Source organism: Mucilaginibacter pineti (assembly GCF_900101875.1).
GTDB lineage: Bacteria > Bacteroidota > Bacteroidia > Sphingobacteriales > Sphingobacteriaceae > Mucilaginibacter > Mucilaginibacter pineti.
In genome coordinates this window covers 191,728-214,777 of sequence record NZ_FNAI01000008.1, presented here as the reverse complement: position 1 = coordinate 214,777, position 23,050 = coordinate 191,728, and the positions used below count along the sequence as shown (strand labels likewise).

General features: G+C 40.7%; 16 protein-coding genes. 9 read left to right on the top strand and 7 right to left on the bottom strand.

From position 1 onward, the window contains the following. Position 1: 1 nt before the first annotated feature. The 4 genes from BLS59_RS17840 to BLS59_RS17825 all read left to right on the top strand — a co-directional run bounded on the left by BLS59_RS17840 (position 2) and on the right by BLS59_RS17825 (position 5,833). On the top strand, positions 2 to 1,903 hold the full coding sequence (locus BLS59_RS17840; protein WP_240315264.1) for a RagB/SusD family nutrient uptake outer membrane protein: 1,902 nt from the start codon (positions 2 to 4) through the stop codon (positions 1,901 to 1,903). 31 nt (positions 1,904 to 1,934) lie between these two features. Beyond that, a complete protein-coding gene (locus BLS59_RS17835) occupies positions 1,935 to 3,164 on the top strand; it encodes a DUF4959 domain-containing protein (RefSeq protein ID WP_091151109.1) in 1,230 nt (409 codons plus the stop codon). A 38-nt stretch (positions 3,165 to 3,202) separates the two neighbouring features. Further along, a complete protein-coding gene (locus BLS59_RS17830) occupies positions 3,203 to 4,423 on the top strand; it encodes a DUF4998 domain-containing protein (protein ID WP_091151107.1) in 1,221 nt (406 codons plus the stop codon). A 249-nt stretch (positions 4,424 to 4,672) separates the two neighbouring features. Then, positions 4,673 to 5,833, top strand: coding sequence for a glycoside hydrolase family protein (locus BLS59_RS17825; RefSeq protein WP_091151105.1), 1,161 nt, complete (start codon positions 4,673 to 4,675; stop codon positions 5,831 to 5,833). 22 nt (positions 5,834 to 5,855) lie between these two features. On the opposite strand, the gene BLS59_RS17820 is transcribed toward BLS59_RS17825, so the two are convergent. Beyond that, the gene (locus BLS59_RS17820; protein WP_091151103.1) at positions 5,856 to 6,167 is read right to left on the bottom strand and encodes a hypothetical protein; all 312 of its coding nucleotides are present in this window, start codon (positions 6,165 to 6,167) and stop codon (positions 5,856 to 5,858) included. A 193-nt stretch (positions 6,168 to 6,360) separates the two neighbouring features. On the opposite strand from BLS59_RS17820, the gene BLS59_RS17815 reads away from it, so the two are divergent. After that, on the top strand, positions 6,361 to 7,002 hold the full coding sequence (locus BLS59_RS17815; RefSeq protein ID WP_205411298.1) for a response regulator: 642 nt from the start codon (positions 6,361 to 6,363) through the stop codon (positions 7,000 to 7,002). Here BLS59_RS17815 and BLS59_RS17810 read toward each other — a convergent pair. Then, the gene (locus tag BLS59_RS17810; protein ID WP_162842679.1) at positions 6,997 to 8,781 is read right to left on the bottom strand and encodes a tetratricopeptide repeat-containing sensor histidine kinase; all 1,785 of its coding nucleotides are present in this window, start codon (positions 8,779 to 8,781) and stop codon (positions 6,997 to 6,999) included. The two genes, BLS59_RS17815 and BLS59_RS17810, sit on opposite strands and share 6 nt — an antisense overlap. 633 nt (positions 8,782 to 9,414) lie before the next feature. Between BLS59_RS17810 and BLS59_RS17800 the strand changes: the two genes are divergently transcribed. The 3 genes from BLS59_RS17800 (at position 9,415) to BLS59_RS17790 (ending at position 11,854) form a co-directional block, all read left to right on the top strand. Beyond that, positions 9,415 to 10,254 (top strand): hypothetical protein, encoded by an 840-nt coding sequence (locus tag BLS59_RS17800; RefSeq protein WP_091151096.1) that lies wholly within the window; start codon positions 9,415 to 9,417, stop codon positions 10,252 to 10,254. A 76-nt stretch (positions 10,255 to 10,330) separates the two neighbouring features. Further along, on the top strand, positions 10,331 to 10,972 hold the full coding sequence (locus BLS59_RS17795) for a hypothetical protein (protein ID WP_143014157.1): 642 nt from the start codon (positions 10,331 to 10,333) through the stop codon (positions 10,970 to 10,972). An 18-nt stretch (positions 10,973 to 10,990) separates the two neighbouring features. Next, positions 10,991 to 11,854, top strand: coding sequence for a hypothetical protein (locus BLS59_RS17790; protein WP_091151091.1), 864 nt, complete (start codon positions 10,991 to 10,993; stop codon positions 11,852 to 11,854). Between the two features lie 22 nt (positions 11,855 to 11,876). On the opposite strand, the gene BLS59_RS17785 is transcribed toward BLS59_RS17790, so the two are convergent. Continuing rightward, positions 11,877 to 14,666 carry a bifunctional fucokinase/fucose-1-phosphate guanylyltransferase gene (locus BLS59_RS17785; RefSeq protein WP_091151090.1) on the bottom strand — a complete coding sequence of 930 codons (2,790 nt, stop codon included), beginning with the start codon at positions 14,664 to 14,666 and terminating at the stop codon, positions 11,877 to 11,879. A 108-nt stretch (positions 14,667 to 14,774) separates the two neighbouring features. Here BLS59_RS17785 and BLS59_RS32035 point away from each other — a divergent pair, with 108 nt between their 5' ends. Further along, the gene (locus BLS59_RS32035) at positions 14,775 to 14,942 is read left to right on the top strand and encodes a hypothetical protein (RefSeq protein WP_205411297.1); all 168 of its coding nucleotides are present in this window, start codon (positions 14,775 to 14,777) and stop codon (positions 14,940 to 14,942) included. A gap of 14 nt (positions 14,943 to 14,956) precedes the next feature. Here BLS59_RS32035 and BLS59_RS17780 read toward each other — a convergent pair whose 3' ends face one another. From BLS59_RS17780 to BLS59_RS17765, 4 genes are all read right to left on the bottom strand, one after another. Beyond that, positions 14,957 to 16,303: a DUF3863 domain-containing protein gene (locus BLS59_RS17780; RefSeq protein ID WP_091151088.1), complete on the bottom strand. Its 1,347-nt coding sequence runs from the start codon at positions 16,301 to 16,303 to the stop codon at positions 14,957 to 14,959. 124 nt (positions 16,304 to 16,427) lie between these two features. Beyond that, entirely contained in the window at positions 16,428 to 18,119 is a 1,692-nt protein-coding gene (locus BLS59_RS17775) for a RagB/SusD family nutrient uptake outer membrane protein (RefSeq protein WP_091151086.1), read from the bottom strand. A gap of 11 nt (positions 18,120 to 18,130) precedes the next feature. Further along, complete coding sequence (locus BLS59_RS17770) at positions 18,131 to 21,514, bottom strand: SusC/RagA family TonB-linked outer membrane protein (RefSeq protein WP_162842678.1); 3,384 nt, start codon at positions 21,512 to 21,514, stop codon at positions 18,131 to 18,133. A 279-nt stretch (positions 21,515 to 21,793) separates the two neighbouring features. Further along, a complete protein-coding gene (locus BLS59_RS17765) occupies positions 21,794 to 22,957 on the bottom strand; it encodes a FecR family protein (RefSeq protein ID WP_091151082.1) in 1,164 nt (387 codons plus the stop codon). Positions 22,958 to 23,050 lie beyond the last annotated feature (93 nt).

Below are 23,050 nucleotides of genomic sequence, written 5' to 3'. Positions count from 1 at the left end.
CATGATAGCTTTAGCGATGACGGGCGTATCATGCAAAAAGTACCTCGACGTTGTGCCTGATAACGTTGGTACAATAGATTACGCTTTCAGGAACAGGAACGAGGCCGAGAATTATCTTTTTGGTTGCTATAATGCCATGCAAAGTTTGGGTACTATGCAGTATAACCCAGGTTTTGTAATATCGGGAGAAACTATTTTTCCTAATGACCTTCAGGATAATTCCAGCGTAGATCCGCAGGGCTTTAACCTTGTACGCGGAACACAAAACGCGTCAAACCCAACACTTAATTATTGGGATGGAAATAACGGTGGCCAGCCTATGTTTAAGGCCATCAGGAAATGTAATACCATGCTTGAAAACATTGATAAGCCTATTGACCTTACCCCGGGCGAAAAGGAAAGATGGATTGCTGAAACCAAATTTTTAAAAGCTTTTTACAACTACTACCTGTTCAGGATGTATGGCCCAATACCTATTATTGATGTAAACCTGCCAATCACTGCATCAACAGAAGAAGTAAAAGTAAAAAGAGCACCGGCAGATTCTGTAGTAAACTACATAGTTAGATTACTGGACGAAGCAATACCAGGTTTGCCGCCGGTTATCCAAAACCAGGCACAGGAACTGGGCCGCGTAACACAAACTATTGCACGTAGTTTAAAAGCCGAAGTATTGATGACGGCTGCAAGTCCCTTATTTAATGGCAACCCTGATTTTTCCAACCTGAAAAATAAAGATGGGCAGGCGCTTTTCACTACAGCGTATGATGCTACAAAATGGGACAGGGCAGCTGCAGCGTGTTTAGATGCTATAAAGGATGCAGAGTCAAATGGCTATAGGCTGCATGCTAAAACCGATTTAGTGGCTACTATCCCTGCAAACCTTACCGATTCATTAAGAGAGGTATTAAACCTGCAAACTACCATTACCGATAAATGGGAAACTAATCCTGAGCTTATATGGGCTTTAAATTACCAATTTGGTTATGGTAACCAGGAATATTATATGCCAAGGCTAACAGCAGGTGCTGCCGGTAATTTAGTTGCAGAAGGCACCATTGCCGCCCCAATTAGCCAGCAGGAACTTTTTTATACTGATAAAGGAGTACCAATAAACGAAGATAATACATGGGACTATACGGGCCGTTACGGATCAAGAGTAGGTGATGCTGATAACAGATTTTACATTCACAATGGTTATCAAACCGTAAAGGCGCATTTTAACCGCGAACCAAGATTTTATGCCGATATGGCTTTTGATGGTGGTGTGTGGTATGGTAACGGTACTTTAGGAAACGGCGAAAATGCGCTATATGTACAGGCTAAAGGCCCAAGTTCATATGCAGGTCCTAAAGATCGCATCCGTTTAAATGAAACCGGCTACTGGCCCAAAAAACTGGTTAACTATTTAACCATTTATATTGATGCAAACATGACCTGGTCTAGTTTCCATTTGCCAATGATCAGGCTTTCGGGTATGTACTTGTTGTATGCCGAAGCATTAAATGAGCAGGGAAAATCATATACAGAAGTTGTTCCTTACATTGATAAAGTTAGAATAAGGGCTGGTTTACCAGGTGTTGTTGAGGCGTGGACAAACTATTCAAAAAATCCGGGTAAGTTTACAACTCAGGATGGCTTACGTCAGATCATTCACCAGGAACGCCGTATTGAGCTTGCCTTCGAAGGCCAGGCAGGCTGGGATCTGCGCCGCTGGAAAGAACTGCAAGCGGTAATGACCAGGCCATTGCAAGGATGGGATGTGTTTCAGGATTCGTTTGTAAATTATTATCGCCCGCACACTATTATAACTCCTGTTTTCAATAACAGGAATTATATATGGCCTATACAAACGAATAACCTTACAATTAATGACAATTTGGTGCAAAACCCAAACTGGTAACTTAAAGATTCAAATAGATAATTGAAAAATTATGAAAATTATAAATAAATATTCGTTACTGCTTTTTATGAGTCTTGTAATGATAAGTATGTTTTCATGTAAGCGAAACGACGGCTTTAGTAATACGCCCGTTTCTACAGACAAAACAAAACCGGGTATTATTACCAATGTTAAGGTTGAAAACTTTAACGGTGGTGCAAACATTATCTATGACCTGCCCAATTCTGATAACATCCTTTATGTGTTAGCTAAATACAGCATCAGAGATAAAGTTTCAAGAGAAACCAAATCATCGTATTATAAAGATACCGTAGTGGTAAATGGCTTTGCACAATCACAGGATTACCAGGTTACGCTTTATGTAGTTAGCCGTGCAGAAGTAATGTCTGATCCGGTTACGGTTACCGTACATCCTGGAACACCTGTTTATGAATTAGTGAGGCCAACCGCCACTATAGCACCCGATTTTGGTGGTGTTAATGTAAAAGCTTTAAACCCGCTTAAAAAGAACGTAGGTATTATAGTAACAGCCTTTAGCGACGTAACAAAAGCAATGGAGGTTGAAGAACAACATTTTACAAATGCCGATACTATCGACTTTTCTATCAGGGGTTTTAGTACAGATGCCAGGGATTTTGGTGTATATGTTACCGATGAGTGGGGAAATATATCTGATACACTAAAGGCAAATTTAAACCCATTATATGAAGAGTTACTGGATAAAAGCAAATTCTTTACTTATACTTTAGCGAGTGACGATGCGCTTTATGAAGGTGGCGGATGGACAGTTGATAAGCTTTGGGATGGCCTCCTTACAGATCCGGGCTGGCACACCAACTCTAATTCAACACCTCCTTTTACCTGTACATTTGGTGTTGGTAAAACCTATAAGTTAAGCCGCTTTAATATTTGGGGAAGAAAGGGTTATGAATACGGCCACGGTAATCCAAGAGATTTCAGCTTTTGGGGATCAAATAAAGATCAGCCTGCTGATGCTGTTTTGCCGGTTACTGCCGCAGTAGGTACGGTAATAGGCGATTGGACAAATATGGGTAATTTCAGCTGGCCACCTCCGCCATCTGGTTTACCGCCAACTTCACCAAACCAAAGTGATAAAGATTTCTTTAACCTGGGTGTTGGCTTTAATATTCCGTTTAATGCGCCTTCGGTTAAATATATACGTTTATCTGTGGCCAGAACATGGGAAGGCGGTACGCTTTGCCACGTGCTTGAGTTATCATTTTATGGTAAACCTGAGTAATAGTTCAATTTATAAACGCGAAAAGTTAAAATAAGAATATGAAAAATATCATATATATAACGCTGAGCTGTTTATTACTATTTGTAATATACAGTTGCAATAAAAGTCAAACGGATTTTAAGAAGTTTCAGGGTGATAAAGAGATCATTTACACCGGCGCGGTTGGGCAGGTAATAACGCAACCAGGAAACTTGCGGGTTGGTTTAAAATGGAAATCAAGTTCCGATCCAAGTATTGTTAAATATGTAATCTACTGGAATAACAAAGCCGATTCGCAGGTAATGAACATTACTACTAAAACGGATAGTATCAAAACCGTTATTAACGGGCTTCAGGAATTTGTTTACAGCTTTGTAATATATTCATATGATGCAAAAGGAAATTCCTCGATACCAACAGAAGTAAATAATGTTAAGGCATACGGCCCGATTTATGTTTCTACCTTATTGAATAGGCCTTATAACGCAAAAATACCTTATGTTGTAAGTCCATTAGGTGATGTAACTCTTAATTTTAAAACAGCAGATACAATTAATATTAGCACCAAAATAAATTACACCAACAGGAGCGGGCAAAATGTTACCGTGGCACTTAGTAGCGCGGATAGTGTTCTGACTATTCATGACTTACAATCAGGTTCACAGGTTACTTACAATTCAACTTATATTCCAGATCGTAATTCAATTGATATTTTTACTGCGCCCAAAATAGATGTGTTTCCAACAATACTTGGTTATGCACAATGTGATAAATCATTATTTAAAAAGTCGGCTTTACCTAATGATATGGGGCCGTATGAAGGTGATACCGATGTTGACCAGCTTTGGAATGGCAGTACTACTCCACAAGGTTTCCCTCACTTGTTTCATGCCGACGGAAATGACGTTCTGCCAAGAACATTAACCTTTGATATGGGTAAAGTGTATAAGTCATTGAAGCAGGTAGAAGAAATTGGCCGTAATTGCTGTAACAACCCGGATGACTTTGAAATATGGGGAATTGCAGACATAACCAATGCAGCAACTAATTTAAAATCAAATGATCCGGGATGGAAGGCTGAAGCTGTTGCAAAAGGTTGGACACTGTTAAAAGAAGTTAAAAGAACTGATGACGGCATGGCCCCTTTTAAAGTGGACCTGGATAACAACTTGCCTCCGGTGCGTTATATCCGTGTAAGGGTTTTACATAATGTAAATGGCGAAACCCGTTATACCAATATATCACAGATTTCTTTATTTTATGATGTGTTTAATCAGTAGGTTAAGTTTTTGAGTATCTATTAATGATGTGTGGAAACTCCCGGATTTATCCGGGAGTTTTTTTATACCATAGCATTTGCTAACTCCTATAATTTTTTAGGCCTAATTACTTTCATAACCCAGGCTATATATTGAATAGTCCATTATTTGATAGGCTTTATCCATTTTATATCGCAGTACTAATCTCTAATTTGCAGTTCCAATGTAAACTTACGGTCAACACTTATTCATAACCAGGCTAATCAATCTATGACAACTAAAAATGAACAGACATTAAAAATTACAGCTACATTTTTAATGGTGTTTTTATCCGCTTTTTATTTACGCGCCCAAACCAAAGATACCGCAACGCTTAAGCAACTGCCTACTGCAAAGGGGAAGCCAACCAAAGTTCCGTATTCTCATATGGCTTTATCGGCCAAATTAATTGGAGTTGCCATCGGCGATCCTGCCTGGTATAACTGGTGTGTTTCGCCAATTGAAGGCAAAGATGGCAAAATACATATTTTTGGTAGCCGCTGGCCGGCAGCAGAAGGGATGGAAGGCTGGACGGGGCTTAATGCCGAAATTGCGCATTTTGTAAGCGATAAACCAGAAGGGCCATTTAAATATGTGGGTACCATTATGAAGTCCTCCATGTTCCCGGATCAACGAACTATGTGGGGACCACACAACCCCAGGCTGGAGTACGTTGATGGAAAATATATTCTGCTTTACATCTGTCAAAACCCATCGAAAGAAACAAAGCAACGCATAGGAATGATGGTTGCTGATAATTTAAATGGTCCCTGGAAATTTGTAGGCAACAATGGCGGAATCGTAGTACAGGAGTCAAATGATTCACACCATTGGACCTATCGCGGAGACATAGGTACAGATAACCCTGCTTTTATGAAAATAGATAAAAAATACTATATCTATTTTAAATCCGGAACTCCCGGCCAAATGGAATCAAAATACGGCTATGCGGTTTCAAATAAGCTGGAGGGACCATACACCATGTGTGATAAACCAATTACCGATAATGTATCGTACTTAGAGGATGCACAAGCGTTTAAAGCCAATGGAAAATATTATTTGTTAACTACAGACAATCTTGGCGGAAACACGGGTATTTACGGCGATATTAGCCTGTGGGAATCAAAAACCGGATTGAACTTTAAATTGGCCGACTCAAAAATTGCTATGGGGACGCTGTTAGATTATTGGGGTACACCAGAAGATCATAAAAAACTATTAAGCACTCCGGGGCATTTTGAGCGCGACCCAACGGGGAAATTGGAACGGCCTGCGGTACTTATATTAAAAGGCAAACCAGCCTATTTTTATAGCTCTGCAGATCTTAATGTGAGCGGCGGTAAAGTATCCGAATCCTACGTTTTTAAAATTGACTGGGATAAAGGAAAATAGTATTCATAAACCGGGTAAAAAGTTAAGCTTCGCCAAAGTTGTGGCGGAGCCTGATTTTAGCTACCCCCAATCGTGTCGGCGCTTTTCGTAAAAGATTATTCTTAACATCTGCTACAATACTACGGCTACCAACACGCACCTGTAAGCGGGTAGGTTTACAAAATTTAGAAATATCGGCAACGCTTATTACCGATGATTCCACCTGTAATTCAACAGGTATTAGTGGATTAGTTTTAGCTCTCGACAGAACTACCACATTTTCTGATGTTTTTTCCCTGGCGAGCGCTATTATACAAAATAGCATTATTACAAGTGTTCCTATAATATCTTCCATGTTTTTTTTGGTTAGTAGGTTTATAAACATATTGGTTAAGCATGGTATATTTATTATGCTGGCTTTTAGTTTAATAATAATTATGCTCAGGTTTTATAACAGCACAATTTTATGTAGTTGTGATGGGGTGCACAATACAAAGTTGTTGGTATTTTTAGGTTCGGGAATAACGCATAAATTTATAAATAATTCAATGGAAATGGCAACTGAAAAATTATCAGTGATTATAGTTGATGATCATACGTTATTTATAAATGGGCTTTGTATGCTATTACAAAATGAACCGGACATAGAAGTGATGAATATGGCTGCCAACGGAAAAGAAATATTGGGATTACTGCATACCAATACACCCGATATGATATTGCTTGATATAAATATGCCCGGGATTAACGGTTTCGACGTACTTAAAAAGGTAAAAGCCTATTACCCTAAAATTAAAGTAATCATGCTTTCTACCTATAATGAAGAACATCTTATTGAAAAAGCGAAAGCCGGCGGGGCAAATGGCTATATCTTCAAAAATGCCGAAAAGAGTGAATTATTAAGTGTAATGCGTTTGGTAGGCCAGGGCCAGTCATGGTTTCCGTACAAACAGGCTGTTGTAAATTCAACGTTTGATGAGTCGGATGTTTTTTTAAAACAATTTCAACTAACCAAAAGGGAAACCGAGTTGCTGCAATTCATCAAACAGAATTTTACGAATCAACAAATGGCCAATCATCTTAATCTTAGCATCTACACGGTTGAAACCCATAGAAAAAACATTATGCAAAAGCTCAATTTGAAAAACCCGGTAGAGCTTACTAAGTTTATACTGCAATATAACTTATAACGCTTTATTGATAATGGGCACGTAAACCGATACAAGTGTGCCTTTCCCTATTTGTGAGTCAAGTTCAACCTTCCCTTTTAAAAAATTAATCCGCGATCGTAAGTTATTAAATCCCATTCCCTTATGGATTTCGGGGTTAGTAATATCAAAACCTTCGCCGTTATCTTCAATTGTCAGGCTGATATTCTGCTCATCCTTAATGAGAGAAATGTCAATCCTGCTGGCGTTTGCGTGTTTCATTACGTTATGTACGCTTTCCTGTAATACCCTGTACAATATAATTTCTGTAGTGTCATCAAATGGCGCATCAAATCCTTTGCTGAAGAAATTTATAGCAATGGTATCATTTTCAATATTGCCTATGAATTGTTTAATTACCTGGGCAAGGCCGGTTTCATGAAGCGCCCAGGGCATCATGTTGTGTGATATTGTTCTTACCTCCCTAAAGCCATTGTCAACCAGGTTAATAGCTTTCTCAAATCGTTTTCGTTGCTCCTCATTTACAAAAGGTAATTCGCCGCCAATAACGGTTAAATTAATTTTGGCAGCGCTCATGGTTTGGCTTACGCTATCATGCAAATCGCGGGCAATTCGTCGCCGTTCGTTTTCTTCGGTTTCAATTATGGCCTGCATGGCAATATTGCGTTGTTTTAACTGTGTTTGCTTATAATAAATTAAGCCCATTAAAAGCATCAGCAGTATTAAAACAAATATGCCGGTCATCCAGTAATTACGTTTGGTAATTTCAAACTGCTGCTTTAATACTTGGTCTTCCCGCTGTGTTATCTCGTATTTAGTTTGCAGTTCATCAATAGTTTTGGAGTTTTTGTTAATTCCCACATTTATTGCCGAGCGCTTTTTTAAATAATTAAGTGATTGTCTGTAATCTCCTATTCGTTCATACAGATCAGCCATCTCATTTACTGCGCTGCTTTGCATATCGGTATAGTTTATTTTGCTTGCATACTGCAAACAGTTTTGTAAGGCATCCAACGATTGAGGATACATTTTTTTACCCTTGTATAATACGCCCAGGTTAAAATAGTTGATGGTAAGTGCCAGCGTATCGTTCAGGGATTTTTTGGTGTCGAGGGTTTTTAAAATATTCTGTACCGATGCTGTTTTCTGTTTTATGTTGCCCATAACATCCTTCATGAAATTACGGCTGTACGCTTCTGATGTGTTTTCTTTTGCTTTTTGAACCAGGTTCAACGAGTCGCTGATATCAAAGGATTGCCTGAAATAATTTAAAGCTTCGCGATAATTATGTTTGCTTTCATATAGTGTACCAAGTCCGTTTAAAGCGATAATTAACGTACTGCGAGATCCGGATTTAGGAGCGTATTTGATTGCTGTATCATAAAATTCAATTGCCTTAGTGTAGTTCTTGAGTTTGAGGTATGAGTTTGCCAGCTCGATGTAGCCATTTGCCAAAACGGCCTCTTTGTTTAAGGCGCTAAGAATACCCGCTGCTTTGTCATAGAAATAAGCGGTAGAATCATAATTTGCTTTTTGATGATAAGCTTTGCCAATATTTACAAGTAGTAAGCCAGTGGCTTCTTTATTGTTGAGCTTGGCAGCGAGGTTTAATCCAGTTTTTGCTACGGTTAAAATTTCATCCGGATCTTTTGCCGGGAAAAGGCTTGTGAATTGTTCAATGGCGTTTAGCCGTTGCTGGGGAGGGGAGTTGCCGGAAATTATTTTTTTTAAGCTATCGGCATTTTGACCAAAACAGGGTATTGCGACTAAAAAAAATAAAAAATGAAAGAGGTACTTCATATCCGGGTGTATACTCCCCATTAAAGATAAGAGTTTCAACTTTATTAGCAAAAAAATGGCTTGACAACCAGTAGTTTATCGGTTTATAAAACTAAAACTCTGTAACGGCAAATATTAGTATTGATGATACTATAGCTAAAAATAAAAATAGGTTTTGCCTTTGTTTTGCGCCAATAATATAGGAAACCTTGCCCGTGCCCATTAACTTTTTAAACATAAGCATATACCTGCACGATAACAGGATGAAGATAAGTGGAATGCTATAAATCAGGTAAGTTAAAATGTCCATATTCGTTTTTATTTTAGGTAAAAATGCGCGTTACCATGCCGTAACGCAATTAGTAAAAAGTAGATATTTGTTTTTTAGACTGCCTTAAGTTGCTTAAGGTTTAATAGTACAATTTTAGGTAGTGCCAATAGGTTACGCAATACCAAGCAGTTGGTATTTTTTGGAGCTTTTATAAAGCTTAGATTTACAAATAATCAGAAAAATTCGGCTTAGGAAGGAAAGGGTATTTAAATCATATTAAACGATGGAGTTTTTAAGCTATTCGGTTTATGCCCTTCAATAAAAAATAATTAATTTGGAGCGATCTGTCACAATTAAACCTAAGCCTTAATGTCATTAAAAGAATGAGCTGGATATTAAAAATATGGGGAGTGATTTTTTTTACTATAATCCTGTATTCGGATTGTGCATTTGCGCAAACCTCATTTGAAAATGAATTGCAAAAGCGGACGGATTCATTATTGGCCCCGCTTAAAGCCAGGGATGCGAGGGATGAACTTTTACCAAACTCAGTACTACAAAACTTAACCACACCGTCTGGCTGGGGAGGCTATGGTAGTTATATATTTGGTGGGATAGGAGGCGATTATGCACAACCATACGCAAAAAAAGCCGACTTGATAAGTTTTGGAGGTTTTTGCGTGGGCGATCCCCAAAAAGCAGTTAATGTTGCCGTTAGTATAAACGTAACCGATGTATCTAAAGTAAGTGACTTCTCGGGAAATTTGGTAATAAGCCGACAAATTTTTACAGGTAGCAGCATTTCTGCAGGCACTTTGCAGCTATTTGCAAGCCCACATAAATCAGATGCGCCAGGTTCAACCTTTTATTTTGCCTTTAGCCATGCTATACAATTGCTACCCTCCAAAACCGAAGGTAGTTCAAAACTTAGTTATACAATTGGAATAGGGACCGGGCGCTTTTACAACAAAAGCCCCGATGATATCAAAACAGGCAAAGGTACACACGGAACGGCCGTATTTGGAAGCGCATCCTACGAGTTATTAAAAAAGGTTAACTTTAATATCGAATGGTCTGGGATGAATTTAGGCTGTTCATTTGGCATCAAACCGTTTGATAGCCCATTAGCCATTGGTGTTGGTATAACTAATTTAACAAGATATTCATCAGACAAGCCAAATTCGGCATTTGTTATAAGCTATCCACTTTCTATAAAAAGATAATTATTGAATGGAATCCTCTTACACACTACAAAAAACAAAGCGGGTAAAAGATCGGAGTAAACCGCTGCGAGTCTTTATGCTTACTTTGATAGTTACTGCCGGTTGGTTTAATCAGGCCCTGGCTCAAAAAAACAACCTGTCGGATTGGAATGTACCACCGCCCGTACTGCCAGGAAACACGGCAAAAGGTAATGCCACCGGAAAAAATGGCAAATCAATTTTGCTTACCCTTAGCGATATTAAAGGTGTGGCTTTACCGGTTGCACCTCCTGTACAATTGCCCGTTTTGGCCGCAATAGCAACAACACCGCCCTTGATAAACCCGCCCGGCCAGCCAGCAATATCAGATGCAGGTAATAACCTGCCAGAAATTCCATCGCCCGAAACACCCGACGCGCCTCCCTTGCCAAAACAAAATTACCAGGATGCACTAACACCGGCAGTTACCGATTTGCCAATTCCTACGGAGCCGGAATTGCCGGTGTTTCCAAAGGAACCTTCGCCTTCTGCACAAAAAACGACTGTAAAGGGGAGTGTTCCTCTATTACCAGATGTGCTTAGTTTACCATCACCCTCAATACCATCCGGTAATGATTTCCCTGTTTGGGCCATTCCAGATCTTGAGGAGCATACAAGCTTTAAGCTTATAACACCGGTAAAGGCCAAGGCTGTAAAACCTCGCGGAAGAGCCGCTAAGAAATCAACACCCAATTATTAAGTTAAGACCGGCTTTATCATGAGCACAAACAGTAATAATGTCAATATTCATTTTAAAGGCATTGTAACAAGAAATACCAAAATGAACGCTACGCCCACCATTTTTAAATATATGTTAATTTTGCTGCTAACTTTTGCGGGTGGGGTTGTCCTTGCGCAGGTGAAATTTAAAAAAGGAGATGAGTATCAACGGCAAGTACTAACAAAATCAAACTGCGTGCTGCAGCGCGGTAGCCAAACACTGCATGTTACTTCGTTTTCAACCGTTTTTAAAACCTACAAGGTTACCGATGCCTCTGAAAAAGGGGCTGTCTTTTTAATTACTACCGATAAACTTATCGATACAGTAAATGCCATGGATCAAAATTTGGTATACAATTCAAGTAAGGCAGCCGATCCAAATTCAATTATTCAAACAGGTTTGCAAAAAATGATAAATTCTCAGGCAACGGTTTCGGTAAATAAAAAAGGGGAAGTATTACGTGTACGACATTCTGCAGCGATAAGCGATACGCTGTTATCATTTGCTGGCATACAGCCAGAGAATTTATCGGCCGGCAGCACGTTACAATTTATGGTTGATTTTCCGGTAAACCCGAATCTGAAAAAAGGATATTCGTGGATAAGTACAACACCATTAACAGAAACTAATTATGCTATTTATGCCATAAACAGCCGGACCACTACCTTAACCTATAAAACATCGGTTTTAGGTGGTAATTTAAATAGCCGCGTTAACGGATCTATTTTAATTGATAACAATACCAGGATTATTTTAAAACGGTACTCGCAAAGTGTTTCTACCGGTTATGAAATGGTAAATGGTATAGTTTATACTGCAACCCGCCGAACCGCTATAACAGAGGTTAGCATCAAAAAATAGCAGCATAATTATTAAAAAACGACTAACTTCTGGAAACTTTGAATCCATGAGGCGAGATACTCCAATCTACAAACCGGGCCCTGTTGTTTAAGGGCTTGCTGTTAAGTGTACTGCGTATACGGGCTGCTGCCTCCAAATCTTTGGCAAAGATCAGCATATAGCCGCCGCCCCCTGCGCCTAATAGTTTGCAACTGATAATGTAATCGCTTATGAGGTTAATGATAGCTTGTGTTTCTGCCGTGTTTGTACCGCTATCCAGATTTTGATTAAGCTGCCAGCTGATTCCCGTGGCAATAGCCACCTGCTGCAAATCGCCGTATTGAAATGCCTCATACGTTTTAACGGCATGGTCATTCATTTCTTCCAGGATGCTCAGGTATTTATTGCCATTCAAAAACATGCCCTTAACTATTTCTGCCAATATGTTTTTAGCTACCCGCGTAATACCTGTATAATATAACAGCACCGACCCTGCAGCCGGACCATTCAAAATAAACTCGGGTGCCCAACGTACCGTAGGTTTTTGGAAAAGCCCAGGTTTGCTTTCCAGCAGTTTAATGCCGCCAAAAACTCCACCGTACTGATCCTGCCAGCCACCGCCGGAGGTAAGCATTTGCTCTAAAACCAACGTGCGGTCGCAAATGGTATACTTGTCCCACTTTAAATTGCAAAAATTGCTTAAGGTCCCTAATACTGTACTTGCCAGTATTGAGCTGGTGCCAAGACCCGAGCCTTTAGGTATAGCTGCCAGTAAAGAGATTTCTATTCCCATACCAAATGCCTTAAGCTGATCTTTAAGTGAATTGAATTTTGTTGCCGAAAACTCCGGACTAAAGCCCGCAAGGCACAAAGCCGCTTTAGGAATGCAAAACGCCGAGCCTATGGCATTATAGTCGTTAAGCTGTTCAAATGTAGTTACATCCTCTTTAACACCCAGATCAATAGAGCGTAAAGTGATTGAATATTCTGTTGACGGTTTTATGAATACCTGCAATGGGGGCTGGCCATTAAGCTCGACAGCCAGGTTTAAAACTTTACCGCCGTTGATAAGGCAATTGGGAGGGGTATCTGTCCATCCGCCGGCTAAATCAAGCCTTATAGGACTGCGGCCCCATACTATCTGATCTGACATTACATCCAATCGGGGTTCAACAAGTTCTGTTTTTGCGGTTTCAACAATTGTTTCTCTAAGTAAACCAAATGCTTTAGCCTCATATGCAGAAGCTAACTCGGCATTCGGAGCCGAAACTTCACTCCGGAACATTTGATCATGAAGCCTGGTTAGCAAAGGTGCATTTTCTGGTAAGGCAGGAGGAAGAGCCAGATCATCTCTTTTATAAATTTCAGCTGCGTTTTTAAGGTCGAGCTGATAAAAAACGGATTGCTTCCAATTGGCAGCCATGCTTTGCACGTTGCTTTTTAAGAAGGTATTACGCTGTGCATATTGGCGATGAAGATTTACATCGTTCGCAATATCGGCCGCGCATATTAAGCGGTTGCCTTTATTTGCGTAGTCATTAGGGTTGTCGATGATGTATTGAACAAGCGATTCATTTAAATCATTTGCATTAAATACTGGGTACACTGGCTCATTAAACCAGTCGGTATAAGTATTTTGATTGTCGATTGCGATGCCTCGTTTGGGTAACTGGGGCGCATAAAAACTATACACCCGTATGCACCATTCATTGTTGTTGCCAACGGGTATAAAATCAAGGCAGGTTTCTTCGGGCAAATCAAGTATCCAGTTATTTTCAGGTACGCCTGTTATAATGTGTTTGCTGCGCAGTTTCCATGTTGATGGAATGTGACTGTTTTCTATCCAGATAGAATTATTTTGGTTAGTAAAGTCGTTTTTGGTAATTGAATTTTGGGTAAAAAGATCCGGACTTGGCTTTATTTTATTATGCCATATTTTCTCCTGATCTTTTACCAGGTTTTGTAACCTGTTGGTTGATTCTATCAACTCGGCAGTATTGCCGAAATGATAAAACTCACCTTTAGGAAGCGGAATAATAGCCACCTTTAAATGGTTAATAGCATCATCTTTTAACGTAGGGTTTTTACCCAGGGCCTGCCCAAACTCGGTGTACATATCATAAAATGAAGGTATGCCGTTGGTAAAAGAATTGCTTTCCTTATTCCACCCGCTGCGTTCAAACATAACCTCCAATGCTTTCGGGCTTAACAGCCATATGCCTACATCGATATAAAAAAGATAATCGGGTTGTAGTTCCTGCAGCTTTTGCGCCGATGGTTTTTGCAGGGTGAAATCAAGTTCCTGCGGTGAATCTTTTGATGAGAAAAATACGCCAAAATTCGATGCCTTCTCAGCCTGTTCAGATAGCACGAAGCATATTACATCGGCATCGGGTATTTGGGGCAATGATGCTTCGGTACGAATTAAAACATCACCACTGGCAACCAGGTGATTTAGGTTTTTTGGCGCGCTGTTTAAGATTTTTTCATACAACGGTAATTGCAAATCAATGAGTGTTTGATCAATTCGCTGTCCTCTTTTCCAGCGGAAAATTGGCATCGGTGTAAATACTTTACCAACAGCTGCATAAGCAGGTAAGCGCCTGCTTTGGCCCCCGGCGTGTATGATCAGCCTTTTTTCTTTTGGCAGCCAATCGCCTATTTTTTCATTTGTGTTTTCCAGTTTACTGGCCTCATATAGTAAATTTACTGTTCCTCCGCCTGAGCCAACTTTGCCTTCCTTGGGGTCGGTGCTAAAAAAATAATTATCTCCGGCAAAGTATTCCTCTCCAAAATGTTTAAAGGCTGGCGGCACAGTTAACAGTTTTTTCATAAGATGGCAGGTTAAATAAGAATTATAAAATGACGGTAAAAGTGAAAAATTTCTACGTAAATAAACTGAGCGATTTTAGCATAATACTATGATTATAACTAATAAAAAATGTCAAAAAATGCACGCGTTTTTAAATTTAATGCAAATAGGGAAAATAGATTTATAGCAAGGGTATTAAACAAAAAAGCGCACCAAAGTGCGCTTTTAAAATTAACGGTTAATTTATTAGAACTCAAAAATACGGACAACCTTTGTCATCAACAGAGGCTGAAATAAAGCCGCATCATATCTTATTTCAGTAATTTGGGGTATTGCTTGCCTATTATAATTTTTGATTTTTGCGGCAGTAGAGAAAAGTCTACGGGCTTATCCTGCGGGCGCGATTGTTTTTGATTAATATCGCCCAGTAAGCTCCACTTACGAGTCATTTCTGCCGGCTCTTGTGTATGCAGATCATACCGTGTAAAATCTATTACTTGCTCTGCGGAATTGGTTTTCCAGTCGTGCAATAACGCTAAACGAAAATCCTTATTCATAAACCATTTTATTTCAAGGTTGGCATCAGATCCGCCAATGCCCGAGCCTTTTTCAACAAACCGGTAATTAAAGTTATTGCTTTTATAATGGGCCCGCCATAGTAGGCCAAATTCTCCCTGGGTTATAAATTTTACGTTGGGCCATTCTTTTTTTATGCTCGCCAACCAATCTTTTAAAGCAGATACATCTATTGGGAGGGAAATCTCCCAGCAATTGGTTACCCAGCCAAATCCATTTAATTTAAAGCCATTGTCAAAGTGTATGGCTGTTGAATGCATCATTTCTTTTAAACCGATCTCGTTACCGTAACGGCCGAGCGTTTCTATAGGACCAACACCCATACGGCTGTTAAAGCCACCGGCAAACCCCTGCCTTCTGCCTGCCAGGAAATCTACGGTCCAGCCGTCTAAATTAACGCAGTCAATAAAATCACTTTTGTTTTGAGCCGGTTTGCAAAAATGCTCTTTTGAAGGGTAGTAGGGGTAACATACAGATCCATCGCCGTCCTGGTTGTCAATGCTAAACTGGCTCCATATATTTCCCTGACATACGTGGATGCCTTCTTTTTCGGCAAGGTATTGCTGGTTTTTTGACGATAAGAAACCGGCTACAATGCTTAACGGCCGGTATCCGCCGCCAACCAGCTCACTAACTTTTATTAAAGCGTCGTGCAGGTCTTTATTTACCTGATCTGTTGTGTTGTAAGCATTGGCAAAATATGCGCCCGGGATAAAGGTAACATCGTCGCCATATTTGTAATGATAGCTAACCACCAATTGTCTTATTTTCTTGTAATTATCGGTAGTGTCATGCAGTGCAAGCCAACTTAACGACCATGTGATCCTCGATCCGGGAAAACCTTCTTCAATCGCGTTTCTGAATGCGACAATCCGCCCGGGAGTATGTTGTTGACGTTCATCTTCCCCAACATTTCTGTCGCGGGCTACCTCTATTTGGTTTACCCGAATAACCGTGTTGAAAGTAAGAAAACGATTACCCATTAAAGTAAGCTTCTTTCCCTTAGCGATATCCTGGGCGTGAGAACAGTAGGTGAAAGACAAGATGAAGCTAACGAGTGCAAGTTTTTTTAATTGATGCATAAGTGCAGTTTTAGTATGGCTAAGGTGCCGTAAACAGGTACAACAATAAAAATAGTTAATAAATTTTAATAGTTATTTAATGAAGAACAGGCGGGGCATGCCGCCTGTTCTTTTAATGGTTATTTTACCACCCTGGGTTTTGCTCTAATTTATGACCACTTGCGGCATAAAAAGCAACTTCTTTGGTAGGCAATGGTTGCAGATAATCCTTATCGGGATTAAATTTTCTGCTGGTTTCAGCTATCAGGAAACCGTTTACATCAACCTTATTGTTATAGCTCGGGTCGCTGTATGGCGCCCTGGTTGCCCAATCTGTTCCGGTGATTTTAATCCCTTTAATATCCTGCGGCAATTCGGTTTCGGCGGTTTTCCATCGGCGGATGTCATCGTACCTGAAACCTTCCAGTGTTAACTCAACCGTGCGTTCACGTCTTATTTCGTCGCGCATGTTAAGGCCATTAGTGGTTACAAAGGCGTTGGTGAGGTGGGGCATGGTTACCCTATCCCGAAGCTTATTGATAGACATATTTAAGTCGTTATCGCTAATGCTACCATTCTTTTCAAAAACGGCTTCGGCATAAATCAGCAATACCTCTGCATAACGGATCAAATGGCGATCGTAGTCAAACAAACTGGCATCACCGTTCTGCCCGGAATTATTGGCTAAGGGATCTTCAGACATATATTTATATAAAATATAGCCGGTGTTGAAGTTACGCTGTGGCTTGTCTGGCCAGTTGGCTACTTTGGTTACCGGGAAAAATACCCGGTTAGTTAAGGTGCCCGGTATAATCATGGTCATCGTCATTCTCGGGTCGCGGTCCTGAAACTCAGACGTAAATGTGCTGTATCCATGAAAGGTAGAGCCTGCTTTGGTTATAGGCAAACCATTCTTGTCCAGGTACAGATCAACCATTTTGCGGGTAGGGTTGTAGCCGGTACCGTCATATTCGTAAGGCATATCATGCCCAAGGATGTTTCTGGCGTACCTTCTGTCTAAAATAGATTCTTTTGAATCGTCGCCGGGTTCTAAAAATAAGTACCTGTAGCTTTGGGCGCCGCTGCCGGTGTATAAATCATAGGTGCCGCTGCTGATTACCTGTGAAGATGCCGTAACAGCCGCGTCGAGGTATTTTGTAGCGTTCGCATCTCCCCTGAATTTTTCCCACGTTCCTTCAAACAGGGCAACTCTTGCTGTTAATGAAAGTGCAGCCCCTTTTGTTATCCTGCCAATGTCTGGTGAAGACAGATCCGACTGTACAGGTAAGTCGTTCTTGGCTTCATCAAGATCCTTTAAAATAAAGTCTACCGTTTCTCCGCGGGATGATCTTGGGGTAAACAATGCGGGATCATCCGTAGTGAGCACTTTGGTAATTATGGGAACGCCGCCGTATATCCGCAACAGTTTCCAGTAATACCATGCCCTGAAAAACTTAGCTTCTGCCAGGTACTTTTTAACTTCTGCATCTGTATTTGTAGCACCTTTTTCCAATATGTTATTAGCCGACCGGATATAACCGTAGCTGCTGTTCCATTGATCAGATGTTTCGGAGGGCTGCAGGTTACCGTTACTTACCGAATTTGGGAAATTAAATGCGATATCTGATTCGGTATCTTCAAATCCAAACCTATCCAGTCCGTTATAAAGATTATTGGCCGCCAGTTTAAAATCGCTTGGGGTTTTATAAAAAGTAGCATCGGTAATGCTGTCCTGCGAAACCAGGTTAAGGTCTTTTTTACAGCCGCTCCATAATGCAATGCACAAGAACATGCCTATGGCAAAGTTTGACTTATGGTTGAAATATTTTAGTTTCATACTGTTTTCTTTTAAAATTTAACATTTAAGCCCAGTGAATAAACCTTGTTGAAAGGGTAGGTACCTTCGTTACGGTAACCATCTTCCGGGTCGAAATTGCCGCCCAATGTTCCCTTTGATATGGTAAATAGGTCCTGCCCGCTTGCATATATTTTCAAGGATTTCATTTTGAGTTTAGCAGCAATTGCCGATGGTAAAGTATACCCCAGGGTTATCACCTTAAACCTCAGATAAGCCACGTTTTGAACGGTTAATGAAGAGGTGTGGTAATCGTAACCTCTTATATCATCATAACCAACAGAGCCTGGCAGGTATCTCGGGTACTGCGCGTTGGGATTGCTGGTACTGTAGGTTTTGCCTGAGTAATATTCAAGTGATGGCCAGAAGAATGTATTTGGGGTGCTGATAGCGCCTTCATACTGAACATTTCTTTTACCCACACCTTGCAGAAACACGCCCAAATCAAACTGTTTGTAGCCTACATTTATGTTTGATGAATAGGTGTACCTGGGTATCAGGTTGCCTAAATATTTCTGATCGCCAGATAGGCCTTTGGTTTTATCGCCGAAGGCCGTTAATTTGCCATCGCCATCCACATCTTTATACATTACATCGCCAATGGCTATCCGTGAAGGAACGCCTTGAAGTTGTTTGTATGCATCAAGCTGTGCCTGTGTTTTGATGATGCCATCGTAAACGTAACCGAAGTAAGAGTAAATTGGATATCCCTGCCTTGCAAAGTTTAGCCCTTCGCTAAAGCTGTCGCTGTTTTTCAGTTCAACCAGTTTGTTTTTACTATCGCTCAGCTGTAATGAAACGCTGTACCTGAAATCGTTTATCTGATCTTTCCAGGTTAAGGATGTTTCAAAACCTTTGGTAACCAATTTACCCTGATTAGAGGTAGGAGGGTTGCCTCCAAAAGTGGCCGGTACAGCTATAGCCACCAGCATGTCGTTATTGGTTTTGTTATAGTAATCAAATGAGAAGGTTAACCTCGATCTGAAGGTGGAGATATCGATACCGATGTTTTTATTTTCGATGGTTTCCCATGTTCTGTTGGTAGATGCAGGGTTTGAATTTGCACCGGTAAGACCCGCGTTAGGTGATCCCAGCGGATAATTGCCACCTATGGAGATTAAGGGGATATAGTCATATAAGCCTAAAGCGCCAATTTCCTGGTTACCGGCCTTGCCCCATGATGCCCTCAGCTTTAACTGATCGAAAGTATTTAATGATTTTATAAAGCTTTCTTCTGACAGGTTATATGCCAATGCTGCCGATGGGAACACAGAGCTCCAGCGTTTTTCAGGTGCGAATTTTGAGCTGCCATCTGCACGGGCGGTTATATCCAATATCAGTTTATTTTTAAACGAATAGCTTAACCTGCCAAAGTAGGAGCCCAGTGCCTGGTTATTTAAGTTGCCTGTGAAATTTGCAAACGCAGTTTTGGTACGATCGGCAAGGTTGAGGGTAAATATATCGTTGTTGGGGAAATTATAACCATAAGTAGTTTGCCCTTCGTTCCGGGTTTGCTCAAGTGATGCGCCGCCGGTGAAGTTAATTTTATGGTCCTTGTCAAGCTGCTTATTATAATCAAGGTAAACCTGGTATAATTTGTTCAGCGATTTATCATTCTCGAAATAGGCAGAGTTTGGATTGTTCCTGATATCCTGGATAGCGCCAACATAGTTATAACGGGTAAATGTTGGGGTGTTGGCATTATCGTTATTGTAATTTAATTTAAACGCTGCCTGGGCGGTAAGCTTTAAGCCATCGATAATGGTATAATCCAACTTGAAATTGGTATTTAAACGCGATAGGTTGGTGTGCTCGCTTCCGCCCTCCGCCAGTGACTGTGCCGGGTTTTCATAACCTTGATACCCATAAAACTCGCCCAGCGAGTTGTAAACCGGCTGGTATGGGAATTGCCTGGTTACATTAGTTAAAGCATTGCCCAGCATGGTGGGGGTAACTACGGCCTGGTTCTCAAAGCTTGTCCTTGTTTCAAAACTAAGGCTGTTGCTTAAACGGAAATCGTAATTAAGGCGCAGGTTATAACGCTCTGAGTGGTTTTCTCCAAAACGGATGGAGCCGTTATCGCGGTTATAACCCAATGATACAAGATAATTATTGTTATCGCCGCCGCCCGAAACAGATACATTGTGCAATTGCTGGGTTGAGTTTTTGTAGATCTCTTTATTCCAGTTGGTAGAGCCGTAAAAGCCCGGATAGCTTGTTATACCGTAGTTCCAGCCGCCATTAAGGTCGGGTGCTGCATTTGCTTTTATTTTGTCGAAAACTTCCTGCGGAAAGCCAGTTATTCCCGCATTGCGAAGTCCCTCATCCATAAACTGTGCATATTGAAGCGTGTTCTGGATCTTCCTTAAATAATCGGGCGTTTTTATACCAACGTTTGAGGCGTAATCAACAGTAGGGGTACCTTTTTTTCCTTTTTTGGTGGTTACAATGATTACCCCATCGGCAGCACGGGCACCGTAAATAGCCGCCGCGGCATCTTTTAGTACCGATACTTCGGCAATGTCATTCGGGTTTATTAAATTAATATCGCCGGGAATACCATCAACCAAAACAAATGGCGCGTTACCGTTAATTGACGAGTAACCGCGTACCTGTATTCCATAGCTGGCACTGCCCGGCTGTCCGCTTGATCGTGTAATGGTTAAACCCGGAATGGTTCCCTGTAACGCATCGAAACTGTTGTTAAGCGGCCTGTTTTCAAATACTTCGCTATGCACTGTTGAAATAGCACCTGTAACTGCACCCTTGGCGCGGGTACCATAACCAACCACCACTACTTCACTTAGTTTAGCGTCTGCTTGTGCCAGCCTTATATCAAGGGTTGTACGTGAATTTAAAGGTACCCGTTGTGTTTTGTAGCCTATGTACGTAAAGACCAATACCGCGTTGGCATCGGGCGCGTTCAAGGTAAAATTACCGTCGTTATCGGTAGTGGTGCCAAGGGTAGTACCTTCTATACGAACCGCTACCCCAATCAGCGTTTGGTTAGTTGTGCTATCCTTAACCGAGCCGGTAACTTTTTGAACCGCAACTACCTGCTCTTCTTTTTTAGCAACAGGTTTTAACCTTTTTGGGGTAATGAGTATGAGGTTGTTTTTTATGGTGTATTCATAAGGCTGGCCTTTAAAACAAAGGTCAAGCACTTTTAAAAGATCCAAATCCTTAACGTCAATAGTAATGGGCTTATAATCCCTGATGGTTAAGTTATTATACAAAAAATCATAACTGGTTTGAGTTTTAATATCTGAAATAAGTTCAGATAAAGTGGCGTTCTTAAGATTTAAGCTTACTTTTTGCGCAAAAGTTTCTGCCCTAAGCTGGACAAAGACAATAAGTAGTAAAAATGTGAGCTTCATCTTTAATAAAAATTTGGAATATACATAGGAGTCCCTCCTGAAAAGTAATTCAGTAATTTTTTTATACATTTGAGTGTTAGGTTAATTTTAAATCTATTGGTTAGCTTTAATTCATTACCTGACTCAGCCTTTGGCTGGCAAGCCAAGGGCGGTTCCAACGTCCTTGGTTTTTGGTAATATGTGTGGTTGGCTTGTCGAGTTTATGCTATAGGCCTCCTTTCTTTATTGGTTTGCCACCTGTTTTATGTTTCTTAAATTGTTACTATATCTATCGGTTTTTTATTCTGATACGATGATCTTATGATTCTCAATTTTGAAGCGCACCTTTCCTACAATTTGAAGGCTGCTCAGGATATCCGATATATTTGAATACCTTGAAAACGAACCGCCGAACCGCTCTGTCTTATCAACCACTTTGTACTCTATATCAACATCGTACCACCTGCTCAGCATTTTCATTACGGTAGTGATATCCTGGTTGTCAAAAATGAAGTAACCGTTTTTCCATGCCAATACCTGCTTCACGTTAACTTGTTTTACGCTTATCTGCTGTTGGTTTTTTAACAGGCTGCCCTGTTGCCCCGGCGAAAGCAATACCGACCCGCCCGATGAAAGCTTGCTAAGCATTACGCTTCCCTCTACCAAAGTAGTGAGCACGCCCGGATCATCATTGTACCCGTTTATGTTGAAATGCGTACCCAGTACCTTTACCTCCTGATCGCCGGTGTGTACTTTAAATGGTAGGCGTTTATTATGCGCTACTTCAAAATAAGCCTCGCCGGTAAGCTCAACCAGTCGTTCTTTGTCGCCAAACCTAAGTGGATACCGTAGTTTTGAACCGGCATTAAGTAAAACGCTGCTGCCATCTGGTAACTGCACTTGATACTGCCCGCCGCGTGGTGTTTCTATAGTATTATATAAATTGTGCTGCCCGGTTTGCGTGTTAGCAATATGCTGGTTACTATAAACAATTAAGCCATTAGCCTTCTTGGTGATGGTTATTCCTGCCTGGGTTGCCAATTTGCCTTTTGAAGCGTCATCAAGTACAATTTTCGATCCGTCGGCAAGTGTAAGGTAGGCTTTGTTCTTGCCGGGCATGATCTTGTTTTGTGATTTTAAATGCGCCAGTTGGGGGCTTTTGATAGCCTGTTTCTTTAAAATAAGAACCCCGATAGTCATAACAATAAGAACTGAGGCAGCTACGCCAATCAAGGCGTTCCTCATAGAGATCACCTTACGTTCGGACTTTATTTTATGCTGAAAATTTGAAAACAATGATTCAGCTATTTGCTTATCCCCGCCCGCTTCTTCCACCCATAATTCAAAGCTTTTTGAACCATAATTTAAAGCATGAAACCAATCATTAAGCTCGGCAAGTTCATCTGAGCTGCATGCCGAATCGCGGTAACGGGCTAAAAGGTAGCGTAGTCTGTTATTATCCATGATCTTTGTTATAACGGTTTAATTGTGGCCGGCTGCGATAAGAAGGTTAACCCAATCGTCGGCATTTAACTAAATGACGTTTAACAAAGGCGC